Here is an 18,741-nt window from a genome sequence, read left to right as displayed (position 1 = left end):
TGGGTTGGTGAGTAAATTACAGTCACAAAAGCGATATGCGGTGGTTGGCCTTGGTGCTAGCGGACTCAGTAGTGTCCGTTTTTTGCTGCGTCACGGGATTTCTCCCTTGGTTTGTGATACCCGAGCAGAGCCACCGGGTTTGGTTAATTTGCCCACTGAATTGCCAGTAATTTGTGGCGAGCTGCCTCTGGCTCAATTACTCGATTGTGATGTGGTGATTGTCAGTCCTGGTGTTGCCTTGGCCCACCCGGTTCTACAAACCCTTGCCAAAGCAGGCATTGCTTTGATCGGTGATGTGGAGTTGTTTAGTCATTATGCGGCAGCACCAGTGGTGGCGATTACTGGCTCTAACGGCAAGAGTACCGTTACTACACTGCTGGGCGAAATGGCTAAACAGGCCGGTCTTAAGGTGGCGGTTGGCGGTAATATTGGCGTGCCCGCGTTGGATTTGCTCAATGATGAGGTGCAGCTATATGTATTGGAGTTATCAAGTTTCCAATTAGAGACCACTGAACATTTGCAGACGGCAGCGGCCACTCTACTCAATGTTAGCGAAGATCATATGGATCGCTATGATGATTTAGATGCTTATATTGCAGCGAAGCAAAAAGTTTATCAGCACGCGATGACCGCAGTTGTGAACTTGGATGATGTTCAATCGACACCAATTACCACGACTGAAAATAGACTTAGTTTTTCTGTCACTCAACCCGCCGACTTTTGTCTTAGCTGCGATCAAAAACAGTTACTCCACGGAACTAAAGTACTGCTTGATATTAGCGATTTGGCCTTAGTTGGAACCCACAATTATGCCAATATACTGGCAGCTCTCGCCTTAGCTGAGTCGCTCGCCATTCCCATGCAAGCTTGCTTAGCCGCAGTAAAGCAGTTTGCTGGCTTAACCCACCGCTGCCAATTGGTTTCTCGTAAAAGAGATATCCGGTGGATTAATGATTCTAAGGCTACCAATGTTGGCGCCACTTTGGCGGCGCTCATCGGACTGAAAGATAGCGCGGCTCAACTCTGGTTGATTGTGGGCGGGGATAGTAAGGCTGGCGATTTAAGTGAGCTTAAGTCTGCATTTTCTGAAGTGGCAGGGGTGGTTGCCTTTGGTCGAGATAAGTTGCGTTTTCAACAATTGGATCCGCAAGTCGTCTTAGTTGATGACCTATCTGGAGCGTTGAATTGGTGCGCTGAACAAGCTAGAGCTGGTGATACGGTATTGTTATCGCCTGCCTGTGCCAGTCTGGATATGTATCGTAATTTTGAAGCGCGCGGTGAGCACTTTTGCCAATTGGTGGAGGCGCTATGAATTTACTTGCTAAACCACGCTTAGGATTTCAACTGTTGGTCAGTCGGTTTCAGGTGGAGCCTGCAGCGCGTGCCGAACCACAGTTATTCGATCGTCACTTATTGTGGTTAGCGCTATGTTTGATGGTATTTGGTTTAGTGATGGTGGCGTCTTCTTCTATCCCAGAAGGTATTGCCATCAATGACGATCCGTTCCGTTTTGCCAAGCGTCATGGTATCTACCTACTGATCTGCTTAGCGACGATGGCGGTGGTGGTGCAGATCCCGATCGCCTGGTGGCAGTCACATAACGCAACATTTTTGCTGCTGGCGGGGCTCGCGCTGGTGTTGGTGTTATTGGTGGGGCGGAATATTAACGGTAGTAGTCGCTGGATAGGTTTTGGTCCGATTAATATCCAGCCCGCTGAGTTTTCAAAGCTGGCGCTGTTTACCTACTTGGCTGGTTATTTGGTTCGCCGTCATGAACAGGTAAGAGAGAATTTAAAAGGTTTCTTAAAGCCGCTAGTGGTGTTTTTTCTGATGGCTGTTTTATTATTGGCGCAACCCGATTTGGGTAGCGTGATTGTGATGTTTGTGACGACGGTGGGCATGTTGTTTTTAGCTGGCGCGAAGCTGATCCAGTTCTTTGGTTTAATGTTTACCGGTGTGGTTTCGGTGGTGACTTTGGTGATTGCCGAACCTTATCGAATGCGTCGAGTTTCTTCGTTCTTGGACCCTTGGCAAGATCCCTTTGGTAGCGGTTATCAACTCACGCAATCTCTGATGGCCTTTGGTCGCGGAGATTGGTTGGGGGAAGGTTTGGGGAACTCAATTCAAAAACTTGAATACTTACCTGAAGCCCACACCGATTTTGTGGTGGCGGTGCTTGCGGAAGAACTTGGTTTTGTGGGGGTTTGTGCGGTACTCCTGTTACTCATTTTATTGGTTAGCCGAGCGATGAAAATAGGCAAGCAGGCTTTATTAGCAGAACAAGCTTTTGCGGGTTACTTAGCTTGCGGCATTGGTATTTGGTTTAGTTTTCAAACGATGGTGAATGTGGGGGCTGCATCGGGCTTGGTGCCGACCAAAGGCTTAACCTTACCTTTGGTGAGTTATGGTGGTTCCAGTTTGTTGGTGATGTCGATAGCGGTCGCAGTGTTATTGCGCATTGACCATGAGTTCCGTTTGGCTCGTTGCCAAGCCTATACGAGGGACTCCCATGGCTGAACAGAAGCGTCCCAAGTTATTGGTTATGGCCGGCGGGACTGGTGGTCATGTATTTCCTGGTTTGGCGGTAGCGGATCATCTGTGTCAGCAAGGTTGGCAGATATCGTGGTTGGGAACCGCCGAACGAATGGAAGCTCAGTTGGTACCGAAACATGGCTATGCTATTGATTTTATAAGTATCAAGGGGGTTCGTGGCAATGGCCTGTTGCGTAAGCTAGCCGCGCCTTTTAAGTTGTTGAATGCGATAAGGCAGGCGCTGTTGCTGATGCTGCGTTTGCAACCTGATGTGGTGCTTGGCATGGGCGGCTTTGCCAGTGGACCCGGTGGAATAGCGGCATGGTTGATGAGAAAACCTCTGGTATTACATGAGCAAAATGCCGCCGCCGGATTAACCAATAGAATGTTGGCCAAAATTGCCACTAAGACTTTGATTGCTTTTCCTGGTGCTCTCGCTAAGGGCAAAGTGGTGGGTAATCCGGTGAGACCTGCGGTATTGGCATTACCTGAAAAAAGCTTAAGCGAAAGTCGCGATTATAATCTGCTAGTGATTGGCGGAAGTTTAGGGGCGCAAGTTTTTAATCAGCATTTGGCTGCTGGAATTAAAGCCAGTGGTTTAGATCTTCGTATTTGTCATCAAGCGGGTAAAAATAAGTTGGCAAGTGCCGAACAAGCTTATCAGGATGCCAAGCTTGAAGAACACTTGAGTCAAGCGCCGAAAATAGTCGAGTTTATTGATGATATGGCAGCAGCTTACCAGTGGGCGGATGTGATACTCTGTCGCGCTGGCGCGCTCACGGTGTCGGAGGTGGCGGCCGCGGGTTTAGCTGCGATTTTTGTTCCGCTTCCCTATGCGGTGGACGATCATCAAACTAAAAATGCCCAATATTTGGTGGATGCAGAGGCTGCCCAATTGTTGGCTCAAAGCGATTTTTCGTCACAGCGGATAGCGACGATATTAAATGAATTTGCTGATCCGGGATTGCGCCATCGTTATGGTTGTAATGCGAGAAAGCAGGCGGCCATTGATGCGACAGAGAAAGTCGCCGCAGTTTGCCAAGACTTAATGAAGAGTAGTTAGATGAGTAAAATTGAATTAGCCAAATTACGGACCATGATCCCAGAGATGCGCAAGGTGAAGCGGATTCACTTCGTGGGGATTGGAGGTGCAGGTATGGGGGGGATTGCCGAAGTATTGGCTAATGAAGGTTATCAAATCTCAGGCTCGGATCAGGCGCAAAATACAATGACGGATCGTTTGCTGACGGTCGGTGCTGAAATTTATGTTGGTCATGCTGCAAGCAACATTGCGGGGGCACACGTGGTGGTGGTGTCAACTGCGATTCGAGACGATAACCCAGAAGTTGTTGCTGCAAGAGCTGCTCGGATTCCGGTGGTTCGTCGCGCAGAAATGTTGGCTGAATTGATGCGCTATCGGCATGGCGTTGCCGTTGCGGGCACGCATGGTAAAACCACTACGACTAGTTTGCTTGCCAGTATCTATGCGCAGGCTGACCGTGACCCCACCTTTGTGATTGGTGGTTTGCTAAATAGCGCGGGTACCAATGCACGCTTGGGCAGTAGCCGTTACCTTATCGCCGAAGCTGATGAAAGTGATGCCTCATTTTTGCACTTGCAGCCGATGGTTGCAGTGGTCACCAATGTTGAACCAGACCATATGGAAACTTATGGTGGTGATGAAGCTCAGCTGCATGCCACCTTCATCGATTTTTTACATAACCTGCCTTTCTATGGCGTGGCGGTGATGTGTATTGATGATCCTGGCGTGCAGGAGCTATTGCCTAAAATTGGTCGACATATTATTACTTACGGTTTTTCAGAGCAGGCGGATGTGCGGGTTCAGGCATTTGTGCAACAAGGTGACCGTTGCTCGTTTACGGTGCAGCGCATTGGTCGTCCAGCCTTAGAGATTGAGCTTAATATGCCGGGGCAGCATAATGCGCTTAACGCGGCGGCTGCAATCGCGGTCTCGAGCGAAGATGGTATCGAAGATCGGGCGATTATTGATGCTTTGAATGGTTTTGAAGGTATTGGTCGTCGATTCCAGCAGTATGGTGAATTTGCCACCGGCAATGGTTCTGCTCTGTTGGTGGATGATTATGGTCACCACCCAACCGAGGTATTGGCAACTCTGAAAGCGGCGCGAGCTGCTTGGCCAGCGCGGCGTTTGGTGATGGCGTTTCAGCCGCACCGTTATAGTCGTACGCGTGATTTATACGAAGATTTTGTGGATGTATTGGCTCAAGTGGACAGCTTATTGCTTTTGGAAGTGTACTCGGCAGGTGAGGATGTGATTGCTGGTGCGGATAGTCGTTCATTATGCCGTAGTCTACGCCAACGAGGTTTAGAGCCTATTTATGTGAAACAACCCGATGAATTGGCGAGTTTGCTTGCTGACGTGATCGAAGATGGTGATGTCGTATTAACCCAAGGTGCTGGTAATATTGGCGTCTTGGCGCGGCACTTGGGTGAGCTGCAGCTCAACATCAATAGAATGAAGAATAATTAATGGGTAGTTTAGTTATGAAACGAGTGGCGGTGCTGTTTGGTGGTGATTCAGCCGAGCGTGAAGTATCACTTAAATCGGGGCGCGCGGTGTTATCGGGTTTGCTTCGAGCAGGTATTCATGCGGAAGGTATCGATACTCAAGGTTTTGATCTAAACACGCTAAAACAGAATCACTATAGTCATGTGTTTATTGCCTTGCATGGACGAGGTGGTGAGGACGGTACTTTGCAAGGTGCCTTAGAATATCTGGGGCTTCCGTATACCGGCAGTCGGGTACTTGGTTCTGCCTTGGCGATGGATAAAATCCGTTGTAAGCAAATTTGGCAAACTCTTGGTCTGCCTACGGCTGCTTATCGGATTGTTGATCAAGCCTCTTATCAAGCTGCTCAGGCGGAAGATATTTTGCAACAGTTATCGGGAGTAGTGATTGTTAAACCCGCTTTAGAGGGGTCAAGCATTGGAATGGCCAAGGCGGAGACGGTTGAGCAATTGCAACAAGCGATAGTGAGTGCTTTTGAATATGATTCTCGAGTACTAATCGAACAGTGGATTAGCGGTGCTGAATATACGGTAGCCATTGTTGGGGAGCGGGTATTACCTTCGATTAGGATGCAAACACCGCATACCTTTTACGATTATCAGGCGAAGTATCAAAGCGCTTCCACCGAGTATTTTTGCCCAAGCGGTTTGGACGCGCAACAAGAGCAACAATTGGCAGAGATTGCGATGCAAGCTTTTAAAGCCACTGACTGTGAAGGGTGGGGACGAGTTGACTTGATGGCTGATCAACAAGGGAATTGGTATTTACTCGAAGTGAATACGTCCCCGGGAATGACCGAAAAAAGTTTAGTACCGATGGCGGCTGAACAGGCAGGCCTGAGCTTTGATCAGTTAGTCGCGAGTATTTTGGATTTGGCGCATTAATTATGCAAATGACCCATCAACAAAAGCAACTTTGGGCCTATTGGGCGGGAGTGACCTTTTTTGTGTCGGTTATTTTAGTATTGAGTTATGCGGCTTACTCGGTATATCGAGGGGTGAGTGATAAACGGCTTAGCCCGATGAATCGCTTATTGGTATCGGGTCAGCGCGAGTATGTATTAGATCAAGAATTACAGCATGCCTTAGCGGCATTACCTGAGGCTGGCAATTTTTTTAGCTTGGATGTGTCGCAAGTGAAAGCACAGATTGAACACTTGCCTTGGGTACGGCAGGTTACGGTACGTAAGCAGTGGCCAGATAAGTTATCGATCGCTTTACAAGAGCAGCAAGTCGTTGCTCGTTGGAATAATGCCGCTTTGCTTAATCAGCAAGGTCAGATATTTGATGCGCCACAGCAACGTGTAAAAACGGCCTTGGTATCTTTAAGTGGTCCGGATGAGCAGGCTGAAATGGTATTGAGCACCTTTCGACAATTGCAACAGCGTTTGCAGAGTCGAAATTTAAATATTGTAAGCCTTGCGTTAAATGAGCGCCATGCTTGGCAAATACAACTGGCTGGTGGTATGCGACTGCATTTAGGAAAAGAAGATAAGTTCAATCGTATTGAACGTTTTGTCGATATTTACCCGCAGTTGAAGAATGCGGCAGTCGCTTATGTTGATTTACGTTATGACACCGGCTTTGCCGTAGGTTGGAAGAAACAAGAAGGTTTGGTAATTAATGACCAAAGTAACGGATAGAAAACTGATCGTTGGCCTCGATATTGGCAGCGCAAAAATCACCGCATTGATCGGTGAGGTCTTGCCGAGCAACGAGATGAGCATTATCGGTGTAGGCAGTCATCCGGCAAAGGGTATGGATAAAGGCGGGGTTAACGACCTTGATTCGGTGGTTAAAACCGTACAGCGAGCACTGCAAGAAGCGGAGTTAATGGCCGATTGCAAGATTAGCTCGGTGTATTTGGGGGTCTCGGGACGCCACATCCGTTGTTTAAATGAAAAAGGCATGGTGCCGATTAGTGATGAAGAGGTTACTCAGGATGATGTGGATAACGCCATCCACACTGCTAAATCGGTGAAACTGCCCGATGAACACCGCATCTTGCATGTATTGCCGCAAGAGTTTGCCATCGATTTCCAAGAAGGTATCAAAAACCCGATTGGTTTATCGGGAGTTCGTATGGAAGCCAAGGTGCATCTTATTGCTTGCCATAACGATATGGTGAAGAACATCGTGAAGTGTGTTGAGCGTTGTGATCTTAAAGTCGATCAACTGATTTTTTCTGCCTTGGCTTCAAGTTATGCGGTGCTTACTGAAGACGAGAAAGAGCTTGGTGTGTGTGTGGTTGATATTGGCTCTGGCACCATGGATATTGCGGTTTATACTAGCGGCGCTTTGCGTCATACCTCAGTGGTTCCATTTGCTGGTAATTCGGTGACTCGTGATATAGCGACCGTATTTGGTACGCCATTAAATGATGCTGAGGCCGTCAAGGTTCGTTATGGTTGCGCCTTAGGCAGTATGGTGAGTCGAGACGATACCATTGAAGTCCCCAGTGTGGGAGGACGTCCGTCTCGTAGCTTGCAACGGCAAACTTTGGCGGAGGTGATTGAACCTCGATATAGTGAGCTGTTTGCGATGATTAAAGTCAAGCTGGATGAGCTTGCGGATGATTTACAAGCGCAAGGTACTAAATTGCAGTTGGGTGCCGGTGTGGTTTTAACCGGTGGTGCAGCACAGATAGAGGGCGTTGTTGAATGCGCCGAGAAAATTTTACAATGTCAGGTGCGAGTTGGTTCTGCCAATAAAGTAGCTGGTCTTACCGAATATGTACAAGCGCCTACCTACTCAACAGCTGTAGGCTTGTTACATTACGGAATGGAAAATCAAACTGAAAAGCCAATTGAAGCGAAAAATATAAGCAGCGTTGGTAATATCGCGAAGCGTTTACACAGTTGGTTTAAAGGTGAATTTTAGTTTTTGCTAATTGGCGAAAATAAAGCGGAGAGAGAACTATGTTTGAGATTATGGATAGTCATACCGATGAAGCGGTTATTAAAGTGGTTGGTGTTGGCGGTGGTGGCGGTAACGCCGTTGAGCACATGGTGGCGCAGTCGATTGAAGGGGTGGAATTCATCACGATCAATACCGATGCGCAAGCGCTACGTAACTCTGGTGCCGATAATACCTTACAAATTGGTGGGGCCATCACCAAAGGTTTAGGGGCGGGTGCAAACCCTGAAGTAGGTCGTGAAGCAGCGATGGAAGATCGAGATGCGATCATGAGCCAATTACAAGGCGCAGATATGGTGTTTATTGCTGCCGGAATGGGAGGCGGGACTGGTACTGGTGCCGCTCCGATTGTTGCGGAAGTGGCTAAAGAGCTAGGGATCTTAACCGTAGCGGTAGTAACTAAACCTTTCGGTTTTGAGGGCAAAAAACGCACCAGTTATGCTCAGCAGGGGATTGAGCAGCTGAGTAAGAGTGTTGATTCATTAATTACGATCCCTAACGATAAGCTGTTAAAAGTATTGGGTCGAGGGGTGTCTCTGCTGGATGCTTTTAAGGCCGCAAATAACGTATTACTAGGTGCCGTGCAGGGGATCGCCGAGTTGATTACTCGCCCTGGCTTAATTAACGTGGATTTCGCCGATGTTCGCACGGTGATGCGTGAAATGGGCACTGCAATGATGGGGACCGGGATCGCTTCTGGTGAAGACCGCGCTGAAGAAGCTGCCGAGCTTGCTATTTCTAGCCCCTTGTTGGAAGACGTAGATCTAGCTGGTGCGCGTGGCATTTTGGTCAACATCACCGCTGGTTTCGATATGAGCATTGAAGAGTTTGAAACGGTGGGCAACGCCGTGAAAGGTTTTGCCTCTGAGAATGCGACTGTTGTGGTTGGGGCCGTGATTGACCCAGAAATGAGCGATGAATTAAGAGTGACCGTGGTTGCGACTGGTATTGGTGCAGAACGCCGCCCTGATATTTCTATTGTTAAACCACAACAAGCGGTGAATGCGGAACCAGTTACGCGTACCTTACCAGCCGATTCTGCACCGATGATGGATGAATCCGCTGCGGTGGTAAATGCGGAACCTAGTCGGGCGAGTAGTGATGGTGATTATTTAGATATCCCAGCATTTTTGCGTCGTCAGGCAGATTAATCTGTTGGTTAATGCTGGAGATTTAGCCAAAAGTTTGTGGTGTATTTCAAACTTATGCTAAGATGTCCGACCATTAACATTTATTTGGTCGTAAAGCAGAGGAATTTTTATGCTTAAACAACGGACTCTTGAAAAGTCAGTACAAGCGACAGGGATCGGTTTGCATTCTGGGCACAAGGTCACGATCGTCTTGCGTCCCGCGCCAGCGAATACCGGTATCCTGTTCAATCGTACCGATTTGGATCCGGTTGTCACGATCCCGGCAAAAGCAGAATTGGTACGCGACACCATGCTTTGTACTTGTCTGATTGATGATGCGGGTAACCGTATTTCAACAGTTGAGCACTTAATGGCGGCAATTGCAGCCCTAGGTTTGGATAATTTAATTATTGATGTCGATGCGCCAGAGCTTCCAGTGATGGATGGTAGTGCTAGCCCCTTTGTATTTTTATTGCAATCGGCTGGTATTACAGAACAATCTGCGGCGAAGAAGTTTATTCGAATTAAACAAGCTATTCGTGTTGAACATGAAGATAAGTGGGCCGAGTTACTGCCGAACAACGACGGCTTTAAAATCGATTTCTCTATTGATTTTGATCATCCTGCGATGGAAGGCCGTAATCAGGCGATTTCGATGATGTTTTCTGCCGATAAGTTTGTGAAAGAAATCAGCCGTGCTAGAACCTTTGGGTTTATGCGTGATATTGAGTATTTGCAATCTAAAAATCTAGCCCTAGGTGGCGGATTAGAAAATGCAATTGTGCTGGATGATTACCGGATTCTTAACGAAGATGGCCTTCGTTATGAAGATGAGTTTGTTAAACACAAGTTACTCGATGCGGTGGGTGATTTGTTTATGGCTGGTTTACCCATCTTGGGTCACTTAAGAGCACATAAATCGGGTCATGCCTTGAATAATAATCTGGTTCGAGCAATGCTTGAGCAACAACATGCTTGGGAAATTGTCACTTTTGAAGACAAGTCCGAAGCGCCTGCTGCATACCAACTGCCGGTATTCAGTTTCTAGTTATTTGGTCGGCGCTGGCTAACTCTCTCCGCTCAGCGCCGCTAATTTTTTCAACTTTTCCTTCAGTTCATCAGGCACATGCTTGGATAATTCTGTGATATGTCTAGCTGCTTCAGCGCTTAGCTGGCGTTTTCCAGTGCTTTTTACTTCAGGTTCTGGTTTAATGTGCTTTAACTCCGGATTTATTTTTAATTCTAAACTGACAACCCCCGGGATAGCTTTGCGTAAGTCACTCAGTAGTTCAAATCGGAACTGTTTTAGTCGAGTGAGCCAAGCGGAACTCGGTGCTTCGATAATAGCGACTCCTTGACGCATATTAACGATACGGCATTGCTGTAGTTTGTAGTGTGCCAAAATATCGCTGCCCAGTTGTTGCAGCTGAAGTCGGCGTTGTAAGGGCTGTTCGATTTGCGAAAATTGTTTCTGATGAAACAGACGATTAATCGAAATCGGTTGGTGTTGTCGCTTGGACATAATAATTAGTATATTTTCAATATGAAGTTAAGTTTAGTATACGCCCATAAAGGCGAGACCAGAACCATTCGCGTAAATCCCTTCCGTTTATTATGGCTGGGATTTCTGCTGGCACTGCTATTGTCCAGTATTGGTTTGTGGGGTGTTCAACAGTATCGAGACTTAGCACAGCAACAGGCGCGGTTGATTAGTCAGTTGGATAGTTTACAAGCGGAACCAAAGCTACATCAGTTTGAGCAACAATTACGTGAGCGTTATCGTGGGTTAGCGCTTCGAGTGGGGCAAATGCAAGTCGAGATGACCCGTTTGAATGCCCTTGGCGCTCGCTTAGTGGAAGATAGCGAACTTGCCGCAGAGTTTGATTTTTCTCATACACCTCCTATTGGCGGGCCGATGATGGACATTGACAGCAGTCGTGAACGCGATAGCCATTTGTTGTTTGGCCTGTATCAACTAGAACAACAGCTTGGTAAAAACAAAAAATCTCTTACCGCGCTTGAATCTTGGCAACAAAGTCTCCATTTATTAGACAATAGTTTTATCTCTGGTTGGCCGGCAAAAGGCCCCGGCATTTGGATTTCTTCACCCTTTGGTTCGCGGCTCGATCCTTTTACGCAGCGCTTGTCGGTGCATAATGGAGTCGATATTGCTGGGAAGGAAGGGACAGCGATTTACGCAGTGGGTAGTGGCGTGGTTGTTTGGGCCGGAACGCGTTCTGGTTATGGCAACTTCGTTGAAATAGCGCATGGTAACGGAATGGTAACGCGTTACGGGCATGCTAAAGCAGTATTAGTAAAAGAAGGTGATGTGGTAAATAAAGGGGACGAGATCGCGTTGATGGGCAGTACTGGCCGCTCAACCGGTCCTCATGTGCATTTTGAGGTGCTTAAAAATGGCCGACCTCTGAATCCCAGTAAATTTATTTATCGCAAAGCCAGTGCATAGAAAATTGGATTTCGTCTTAGCAGAAGTAGTTTTTCATGATTAGTAAATTAGTAACAAAGATAGTTGGTACCCGAAACGACCGTACCATCAAGAAGATGCGTAAAATAGTAAATGCTATTAACGCCCTAGAGCCCGAATACGAAAAATTGTCAGCAGAAGACATCAAAGCGAAGGCCGTCGAATTTAGAGAGCGGGTGGAGCAAGGTGAAACGCTAGAGTCAATTTTGCCAGAAGCGTTTGCGGTGGTTCGTGAGGCCTCAAAACGGGTATTCGAAATGCGTCATTTCGATGTCCAGATGATTGGTGGCATGGTTCTTAACGATAATAAAATCGCAGAGATGCGCACTGGTGAAGGTAAAACCTTGACCGCGACTTTGCCTGCTTACCTGAACGGGATTACCGGTAAGGGCGTACATGTGATTACCGTGAATGACTATTTGGCACAACGTGATGCGGAATGGAATCGCCCTCTATTTGAATACTTAGGTTTATCCGTTGCAGTGAATATTGCGGGAATGGACCATGAAGCCAAGAAGGCGTCCTACGCCGCTGATATTACCTATGGTACTAACAACGAATTTGGTTTTGATTATCTGCGTGACAATATGGCTTTTGCGCCTGAGCAACGAGTGCAACGACCTTTAAATTATGCAGTTGTGGATGAAGTCGACTCGATCCTCATCGACGAGGCTCGTACACCGTTGATTATTTCTGGTCCAGCGGAAGATAGCTCAGAGCTTTATAAAAAAATTAATGATGTGATCCCACTTTTGGTTCGCCAAGAGGAAGAAGATACTGAAGAACATACGGGTGACGGTCACTACACCCTCGACGAAAAAAATAAGCAGGTTCATTTGACCGAAACTGGTCAAATTTTTGTCGAAGAAACCTTGATTGAGCGGGGCATGCTCGAAGAGGGGGATTCACTTTATAATGCAGCCAATATTAGCCTGTTACACCATGTGAATGCTGGTCTACGCGCGCATACCTTATTCGAACGTAACGTCGATTATATCGTGAGTGATAGTGGCGAGATCGTGATTGTTGATGAACACACCGGCCGTACCATGCCAGGGCGTCGTTGGTCCGAAGGGCTACATCAATCGGTGGAAGCGAAAGAAGGGGTGGCAATTCAAAATGAAAACCAAACCTTAGCGTCAATCACCTTCCAAAACTATTTCCGCCTATATCAAAAACTGTCTGGAATGACTGGTACTGCCGACACCGAAGCTTTTGAGTTTCAATCTATTTACGGCCTCGATACGGTGGTTGTACCAACCAATAAACCGATGGTTCGTGATGACAAAGGGGATTTAGTCTATCTGACCGCAGAAGAGAAATATCACGCCATTGTCGAGGATATTCGCGAGTGTGTGAAGGCTCAGCGTCCAGTGTTAGTCGGTACCGTATCGATCGAAAATTCGGAACTATTGTCGAATATTTTAAACAAAGAAAAAATTAAACATAACGTGCTGAACGCTAAGTTCCATGAGAAGGAAGCGGAAATTGTCGCCTCAGCGGGTATGGCTGGTGCGGTGACCATCGCCACGAATATGGCGGGCCGGGGAACAGATATTGTGTTGGGCGGTAGCCTTCAAGCCGAGCTGAGTGCTTTAGGTGAGGAAGTGAGCGAGCAGCAAATTGCCGAGATTAAACACCAGTGGCAGCAGCGTCATGATGCAGTATTAGCCAGTGGTGGTTTACATATTATTGGCACCGAGCGTCATGAATCCCGTCGTATTGATAACCAGCTTCGTGGTCGTTCGGGTCGCCAAGGGGATCCCGGTTCGACTCGCTTCTACCTCTCGATGGAAGATAGCTTGATGCGTATTTTTGCATCAGATCGAGTTACCGGAATGATGAAAAAACTCGGCATGGAAGAGGGTGAAGCGATTGAGCATCCTTGGGTCACTCGCGCCATTGAAAATGCTCAGCGTAAAGTTGAAGGGCGTAACTTTGATGTGCGTAAGTCTTTGCTGCAATTTGATGATGTGGCTAACGATCAGCGCAAGGTTGTTTACGAGCAACGCAACGATCTTATGGATAGTGAAAGTATTTCTGAAACCATCGAAGTGATCCGTCAAGATGTATATTCAGCGGTGCTTGATGAATACATTCCCCCTCAGTCTCTCGACGAAATGTGGCAAATCACTGAGTTGGAACAACGTTTGAAGAGTGATTTTGGACTGGATTTACCAATTCAAAAATGGCTGGATGAAGACGATAAGTTACATGAAGAAAGCTTGCGTGAGCGAGTTATCGAAGCAGCCGTGAAAGAGTACCAAGATAAAATTGATAAAGTGGGCGCGGATAGTATCAAACAGTTTGAGAAATCGGTGATGTTGCAAACTCTTGATCAGCTTTGGAAGGAGCATCTCGCAGCGATGGATCATCTGCGTCAAGGGATCCACTTACGTGGTTATGCTCAGAAGGATCCTAAGCAAGAATACAAACGGGAATCTTTTGAATTATTCACCCAGATGCTTGAAGCACTCAAGCTAGATGTGATTAGTATTTTGAGTCGGGTGCAGGTTCAAGCGCCAGAAGAAGTGGAAGCGATGGAAGCGAAACGTCGTGAAGCCGAACAACGCGCTATGGAATATCGTCATCAACAAGCTCAAAATCAGCTCGAGGATGAAGCAACAACGGCATCAAATCAACCGGTTGTTCGTGAAGGGCAAAAAGTGGGGCGCAATGATCCTTGTCCCTGTGGTTCCGGTAAGAAATATAAGCAATGCCATGGTAAGTTATCCTGATTTGAGGATAGTTATGCTGTAAAGAAGGAGAGCCTTGGCTCTCCTTTTTGTTGATGTGAGGTGCGGTTTAGATTGTGCTTGTGAGCTTAGCTCTTGGGGGGAGGTTGGTTATATGCGCCACGAGAGTGAAATTCGGTGTCGTTTTTGGTTTAGACGCGCCGTCAACGGTTAAGGGCTAAATTTGGGAGTAGCAATGAAAACAGTGAATGTGGCGGTAGGGGTTATCTTCAAGCAACAACAAATTTTGTTGAGCTTAAGGCACCAAGCGCAGCATCAGGGAGGAAAGTGGGAGTTTCCCGGAGGAAAAGTTGAGCCTGAAGAAACGGTGCTTGAAGCTTTGGCCCGTGAGCTAAAAGAAGAACTGCTGATCGATATTGATGTGAGTAGCTGTAAAGCGTTGACACGTATTGAGCACGATTATGTGGATAAACGAGTGTGTTTACACGTTTATACCATTGAACGCTTTACAGGAGAGGCACAAGGCGCAGAACAGCAGGAAATACGCTGGGTGATGGCAAAAAATTTGAGTGATTACACTTTTCCTGAGGCAAATCTTGCTATTTTGCAGGCGATTGGGCGCTTAGAGACGAATCAGAGCTGAGCTACTACACATTAAAACTCCCAGCTGTCAGGTTTATCTTCATCTTCTACGATATGCTGTCCGGGAATGGCTTTCTCTTGGTTTGCCCATTCCCCTAAATCGATGAGTTTACAGCGCTCACTACAAAAGGGTCTGAACTCGCTACTGCTTTGCCAGATGACGTCGTCGTTACAAGTGGGGCATTTAACTACTGGGGGGTTCTGGTTTTTCATTAGTTGATCTTACAGCAATAAAGGCGGCAGTGAATATTGTCTATTTCTAGATTGGCCGCACTGATGAATTTGATAGCAAAGCGGTGTTTATGTCCGCTCACGGTTGGATAGGCTTGATAGTCGGTATCGACTTCGATCCGTAATAGGCCGCAGTGTTGTGCTACGCCTTGATAGAAGCCCTTGTTGGCAATCACTTCAATGGCTTGATGTTGCTCGCGGACAAGTTTGAGCAACTGCTTAATCGCTTCAACGACCATTTGAAAGGGTTGTAGCCACCCTTCTACTTGAGCTCTAAGCTGTGACGGTGGTTGATTTAGCCAGTAGTGAAGGTAGGGAAGATCAAAACTACTATTCCCGCCCGGTAAGGCTAAACGTTGGCGAATGCTGGCTAATAAACGGTCATTTTTAAGGTGGTCGGTTACGCGAACATGTTTACTGATGGCTACCGACAGACTTTTAACCTCAAGGATTAGCTGCTCTATTTTGCTGGTATCAACATTTGGCATGGATGCCCATTGATCTAGTTTTTCGGTTTGAGTCGCTAAATCTTTGAGTAAATCACTGCGCCATTCACAGCGTTCTAAAACTTCGGCAACTTCAAACAAAATCCGAAAAAATTGCTGTTGTTGCAAAGGGTGTTGCAGGGGTTTAGCCAACATGAGTTGCTCAAATAACTGCTCTAAGCGTAAGTAGTTTCTTACTTTCTCATTTAAAGGGTGCTCGAATATGAGTGCGGCCATGACGATTCATTACACTAAGTTAAAGACTTATCTAAACTAGTGTACCCACTGATCTTTCAACTGTCATGGCTTTTGGCAAGATTAAGGTAAATGCGGTGAAATTCCTTTACTTTGTCGGCTAATAACGACAGTTCGCCATCGTTTACGATGATATCTGTAGCGGCGGCGAGTTTAGCCTCTCGATCCATTTGGGCACCAATAATTTGCTCGGCTTGGCTTTGATTGACCTTGTCGCGCGCCATGGTTCGGGCAATTTGTAGGGCAACTGGCGTATCGATCATGAGCACTCGATCGACAAGTTTATCCAGCTTGTTTTCTAGGAGTAGCGGGGCAACCAAGATCTTGTAGGGGCCTTCTGCTGCGTCAAGCTGTTGTTGCATTTGTTGGCGGATTAGTGGATGAAGCAAATGGTTCAGCCAAGTTTTTTGTTCGGGCTCACTAAAAATAATCTTGCGTAATGCGGCTCGGTCCAATTGACCATTCGCAAGCTGTAGCTGCGGGCCAAAGTGCTTGATGATCTGATTTAGTGCTGGCTGGCCGGGTTCAACCAATTGCCGAGCAACAACGTCAGCATCCACCACCGCCACCCCAAGCGCTTCAAACAGGGCGGATGCTTGACTCTTACCGCTGGCGATGCCGCCAGTTAATCCAATGATCATGCACGGTGCCCTCGTGTGCGATGCTCGGAGATGAGGCCCGCCATCACGCTAAACCGATGTAGTTGAAGTACCAATCTTGAATACTCTGGCCAAAAAATAGATAGGTGACGGCAGCAATTGCCAAATAGGGACCAAAGGGAATCGGTTTTTGTTGTTGATGTCGGCCGAACAAGATCAGTGCAATGCCAATACCCGCGCCGATCAGTGATGATAACAGGATGGTTAGCGGTAGGGCCTGCCAACCAAACCATGCGCCAATCATCGCCAATAGTTTAAAATCTCCGTAGCCCATGCCTTCTTTGCCCGTCAGTAGTTTAAACAGCCAAAATAAGCACCATAAGAAACCATAGCCAATTGCTGCGCCGAGCACTGCACTTTCAAGGCTGACAAAGCCGCCGACGAGATTCAGCAGCAGGCCAAACCACAGGCCGGGTAGGGTGAGTTGGTCGGGCAAATACATGGTATCCAAATCGATTAAGGCTAAACACAGTAGCAGCATGCAAAAGATGCTGGCGAAGATGAATGGCAAGCTAAAACCAAACTGCCACCAGCTGGCTAGGGTTAAGGCCGCACACGCTGCTTCTACCAATGGATAACGGATACTGATTGGCGCTTTGCAGTTGGCACACTTACCGCGTAGTAGCAACCAACTGATGAGTGGAATATTTTGCCAGGCCAGAATTAAGTGATGACAGTGCGGACAAGTTGAGCGCGGTAGCGCCAAATTATAAGTTTGGGGAGAAACGGGCGTATCGCCATCAAGCTCATCGGCTAAAAACTGCCGGCACTCTTGTTTCCATTGTCGCTCTAGCATCACCGGCAGGCGATGGATCACCACGTTACTAAAAGAGCCGATACACAGCGCGACTAACAAACAGAAACCCAGCGCTAAGGCTGGGTAAAATTCAATGAACTCTTGCATTTTAACTGACGACCGATCCCAGTTTGAAAATAGGTAAATACATGGCCACTACCATACCACCAACTAATACCCCAAGCACAGCCATAATCAAGGGTTCGATTAAGCTGGTGAGGCCATCAACCGCGTCATCAACTTGCTGTTCATAGATATTGGCGACTTTATCGAGCATGCTATCCAAGGAGCCTGATTCTTCGCCAATCATCACCATCTGGGTCACCATATCGGGAAAGATGTTGACGGTACGCATCGCCACATTCATCTGCATCCCACCGGTAACTTCCACCCGGATGGCGTTGATAGCATTGCGGTAGACGACGTTACCAGAAGCACCAGCTGCGGAGCGCAACGCATCGATTAGCGGGATCCCGGCGGCAAAGGTGGTAGACAAGGTGCGCGCAAAACGGGCCATCGCAGCTTTGTGTAAGATGGGATTAATCACCGGAATTTTTAAAATAAAGCGGTCGGTGGCATCTTTCACCCCCTGCGAGCGGCGAAAGGCTTGCACATAGCCAAAGCCTGCCGCAAAAATCCCGCCAAAGAGGAACGGCCAATAATCTTGCAGGAAGCGTGAGATCCCAATAACGAATAGTGTAAAAGCCGGGAGTTCGGCATTAAAGCTGGCAAAAATTTCTTCAAACTGGGGGATCACAAACAGTAATAAAATGGTGGTCACGATGATGGCGACGATGATTACCGAGACTGGATAAAACATCGCCTTCTTAATTTTGGACTTCAGCGATTCGGCCTTTTCCTTATAGATGGCCACCCGATCATAAATTGCCTCGAGGGCTCCACTTTGCTCACCGGCATCGATCAGGTCACAGTAGAGATCGTCGAAGTAGCGAGGATGTTTACGCAGGGCTTCGGAAAGTGCGGTGCCTGATTCTACTTCGGCACTAATCTCTCCTATTAGTTGACGCATCGCCGGCTTTTCGACACTCTTGGCGATAATATTAAAACTCTGCACCAGTGGCACGCCAGCCGACAGCATGGTGGCGATTTGTCGAGATACCACCGCGATGTCCATCGGCTTGATCTTATTACCCAATTGGCTAAGAAAACTCTCACTTTTTTTCTTGATTTTGGTAACGGTGATGCCCTGGCGACGCAGGTCGACTCGAACATGGTTCATGGTTTCGGCTTGATATTCACCGCTAACCTTACCGCCTCGGCGATTAATCCCACTCCAGCTAAAGGCATTGATTTTTTTAACGGCGACTTTACGCTTGGTGCTTGTGGCGGCCATAATATCCCTG

At 47.3% G+C, this 18,741-nt stretch carries 18 protein-coding genes; 12 read left to right on the top strand and 6 right to left on the bottom strand.

Annotated features, from left to right (window positions below; translation table 11 throughout):
- Positions 1-7 precede the first annotated feature (7 nt).
- From murD to lpxC, 9 genes are all read left to right on the top strand, one after another.
- A complete protein-coding gene (gene murD, locus ACRRSW_RS18745) occupies positions 8-1,312 on the top strand; it encodes a UDP-N-acetylmuramoyl-L-alanine--D-glutamate ligase (RefSeq protein WP_432460138.1) in 1,305 nt (434 codons plus the stop codon).
- Positions 1,309-2,517, top strand: a complete 1,209-nt coding sequence (ftsW, locus tag ACRRSW_RS18740; protein ID WP_432460137.1) for a cell division protein FtsW — start codon at positions 1,309-1,311, stop codon at positions 2,515-2,517. Before murD ends, ftsW begins: the two co-directional genes overlap by 4 nt.
- Positions 2,510-3,595 (top strand): undecaprenyldiphospho-muramoylpentapeptide beta-N-acetylglucosaminyltransferase, encoded by a 1,086-nt coding sequence (gene murG / locus ACRRSW_RS18735; RefSeq protein WP_432460136.1) that lies wholly within the window; start codon positions 2,510-2,512, stop codon positions 3,593-3,595. Before ftsW ends, murG begins: the two co-directional genes overlap by 8 nt.
- Positions 3,596-5,044 carry a UDP-N-acetylmuramate--L-alanine ligase gene (gene murC / locus ACRRSW_RS18730; protein WP_432460135.1) on the top strand — a complete coding sequence of 483 codons (1,449 nt, stop codon included), beginning with the start codon at positions 3,596-3,598 and terminating at the stop codon, positions 5,042-5,044.
- On the top strand, positions 5,044-5,967 hold the full coding sequence (locus tag ACRRSW_RS18725; RefSeq protein WP_432460134.1) for a D-alanine--D-alanine ligase: 924 nt from the start codon (positions 5,044-5,046) through the stop codon (positions 5,965-5,967). The genes murC and ACRRSW_RS18725 overlap by 1 nt, the downstream gene beginning before the upstream one ends.
- Positions 5,968-5,969: 2 nt before the next feature.
- Positions 5,970-6,725, top strand: a complete 756-nt coding sequence (locus ACRRSW_RS18720) for a cell division protein FtsQ/DivIB (protein ID WP_432460133.1) — start codon at positions 5,970-5,972, stop codon at positions 6,723-6,725.
- Positions 6,706-7,962 carry a cell division protein FtsA gene (gene ftsA / locus ACRRSW_RS18715; protein WP_432460131.1) on the top strand — a complete coding sequence of 419 codons (1,257 nt, stop codon included), beginning with the start codon at positions 6,706-6,708 and terminating at the stop codon, positions 7,960-7,962. The genes ACRRSW_RS18720 and ftsA overlap by 20 nt, the downstream gene beginning before the upstream one ends.
- A gap of 38 nt (positions 7,963-8,000) precedes the next feature.
- Positions 8,001-9,149 carry a cell division protein FtsZ gene (gene ftsZ, locus ACRRSW_RS18710; RefSeq protein ID WP_432456047.1) on the top strand — a complete coding sequence of 383 codons (1,149 nt, stop codon included), beginning with the start codon at positions 8,001-8,003 and terminating at the stop codon, positions 9,147-9,149.
- Between the two features lie 109 nt (positions 9,150-9,258).
- Positions 9,259-10,176 (top strand): UDP-3-O-acyl-N-acetylglucosamine deacetylase, encoded by a 918-nt coding sequence (lpxC, locus tag ACRRSW_RS18705; protein ID WP_432456048.1) that lies wholly within the window; start codon positions 9,259-9,261, stop codon positions 10,174-10,176.
- An 18-nt stretch (positions 10,177-10,194) separates the two neighbouring features.
- On the opposite strand, the gene ACRRSW_RS18700 is transcribed toward lpxC, so the two are convergent.
- Positions 10,195-10,650, bottom strand: a complete 456-nt coding sequence (locus ACRRSW_RS18700; RefSeq protein ID WP_432460130.1) for a DUF721 domain-containing protein — start codon at positions 10,648-10,650, stop codon at positions 10,195-10,197.
- A 21-nt stretch (positions 10,651-10,671) separates the two neighbouring features.
- On the opposite strand from ACRRSW_RS18700, the gene ACRRSW_RS18695 reads away from it, so the two are divergent.
- The 3 genes from ACRRSW_RS18695 to mutT all read left to right on the top strand — a co-directional run bounded on the left by ACRRSW_RS18695 (position 10,672) and on the right by mutT (position 14,952).
- Positions 10,672-11,595: a M23 family metallopeptidase gene (locus tag ACRRSW_RS18695; RefSeq protein WP_432460129.1), complete on the top strand. Its 924-nt coding sequence runs from the start codon at positions 10,672-10,674 to the stop codon at positions 11,593-11,595.
- 35 nt (positions 11,596-11,630) lie between these two features.
- Positions 11,631-14,351 (top strand): preprotein translocase subunit SecA, encoded by a 2,721-nt coding sequence (gene secA / locus ACRRSW_RS18690; RefSeq protein ID WP_432460128.1) that lies wholly within the window; start codon positions 11,631-11,633, stop codon positions 14,349-14,351.
- Between the two features lie 193 nt (positions 14,352-14,544).
- Positions 14,545-14,952, top strand: coding sequence for an 8-oxo-dGTP diphosphatase MutT (gene mutT / locus ACRRSW_RS18685; RefSeq protein WP_432460127.1), 408 nt, complete (start codon positions 14,545-14,547; stop codon positions 14,950-14,952).
- 11 nt (positions 14,953-14,963) lie between these two features.
- Here the strand turns inward: mutT and yacG are convergent, their stop codons facing one another.
- The 5 genes from yacG to ACRRSW_RS18660 are packed head-to-tail and all read right to left on the bottom strand — an operon-like array spanning position 14,964 to position 18,731.
- On the bottom strand, positions 14,964-15,164 hold the full coding sequence (gene yacG / locus ACRRSW_RS18680; RefSeq protein ID WP_432456053.1) for a DNA gyrase inhibitor YacG: 201 nt from the start codon (positions 15,162-15,164) through the stop codon (positions 14,964-14,966).
- On the bottom strand, positions 15,164-15,904 hold the full coding sequence (gene zapD / locus ACRRSW_RS18675; protein ID WP_432460126.1) for a cell division protein ZapD: 741 nt from the start codon (positions 15,902-15,904) through the stop codon (positions 15,164-15,166). Before zapD ends, yacG begins: the two co-directional genes overlap by 1 nt.
- Before the next feature lie 56 nt (positions 15,905-15,960).
- Positions 15,961-16,563, bottom strand: coding sequence for a dephospho-CoA kinase (gene coaE / locus ACRRSW_RS18670; protein ID WP_432460125.1), 603 nt, complete (start codon positions 16,561-16,563; stop codon positions 15,961-15,963).
- A 43-nt stretch (positions 16,564-16,606) separates the two neighbouring features.
- Entirely contained in the window at positions 16,607-17,485 is an 879-nt protein-coding gene (locus tag ACRRSW_RS18665) for a prepilin peptidase (protein ID WP_432460124.1), read from the bottom strand.
- A 1-nt stretch (position 17,486) separates the two neighbouring features.
- A complete protein-coding gene (locus tag ACRRSW_RS18660; protein ID WP_432460123.1) occupies positions 17,487-18,731 on the bottom strand; it encodes a type II secretion system F family protein in 1,245 nt (414 codons plus the stop codon).
- Positions 18,732-18,741: the final 10 nt, after the last annotated feature.

Source organism: Agarivorans sp. QJM3NY_25 (assembly GCF_050870875.2).
Taxonomy (GTDB): Bacteria; Pseudomonadota; Gammaproteobacteria; order Enterobacterales; family Celerinatantimonadaceae; genus Agarivorans.
The sequence above is the reverse complement of the archived record's forward strand: the minus strand, read 5'-3'. Positions and strand labels throughout refer to the sequence as shown.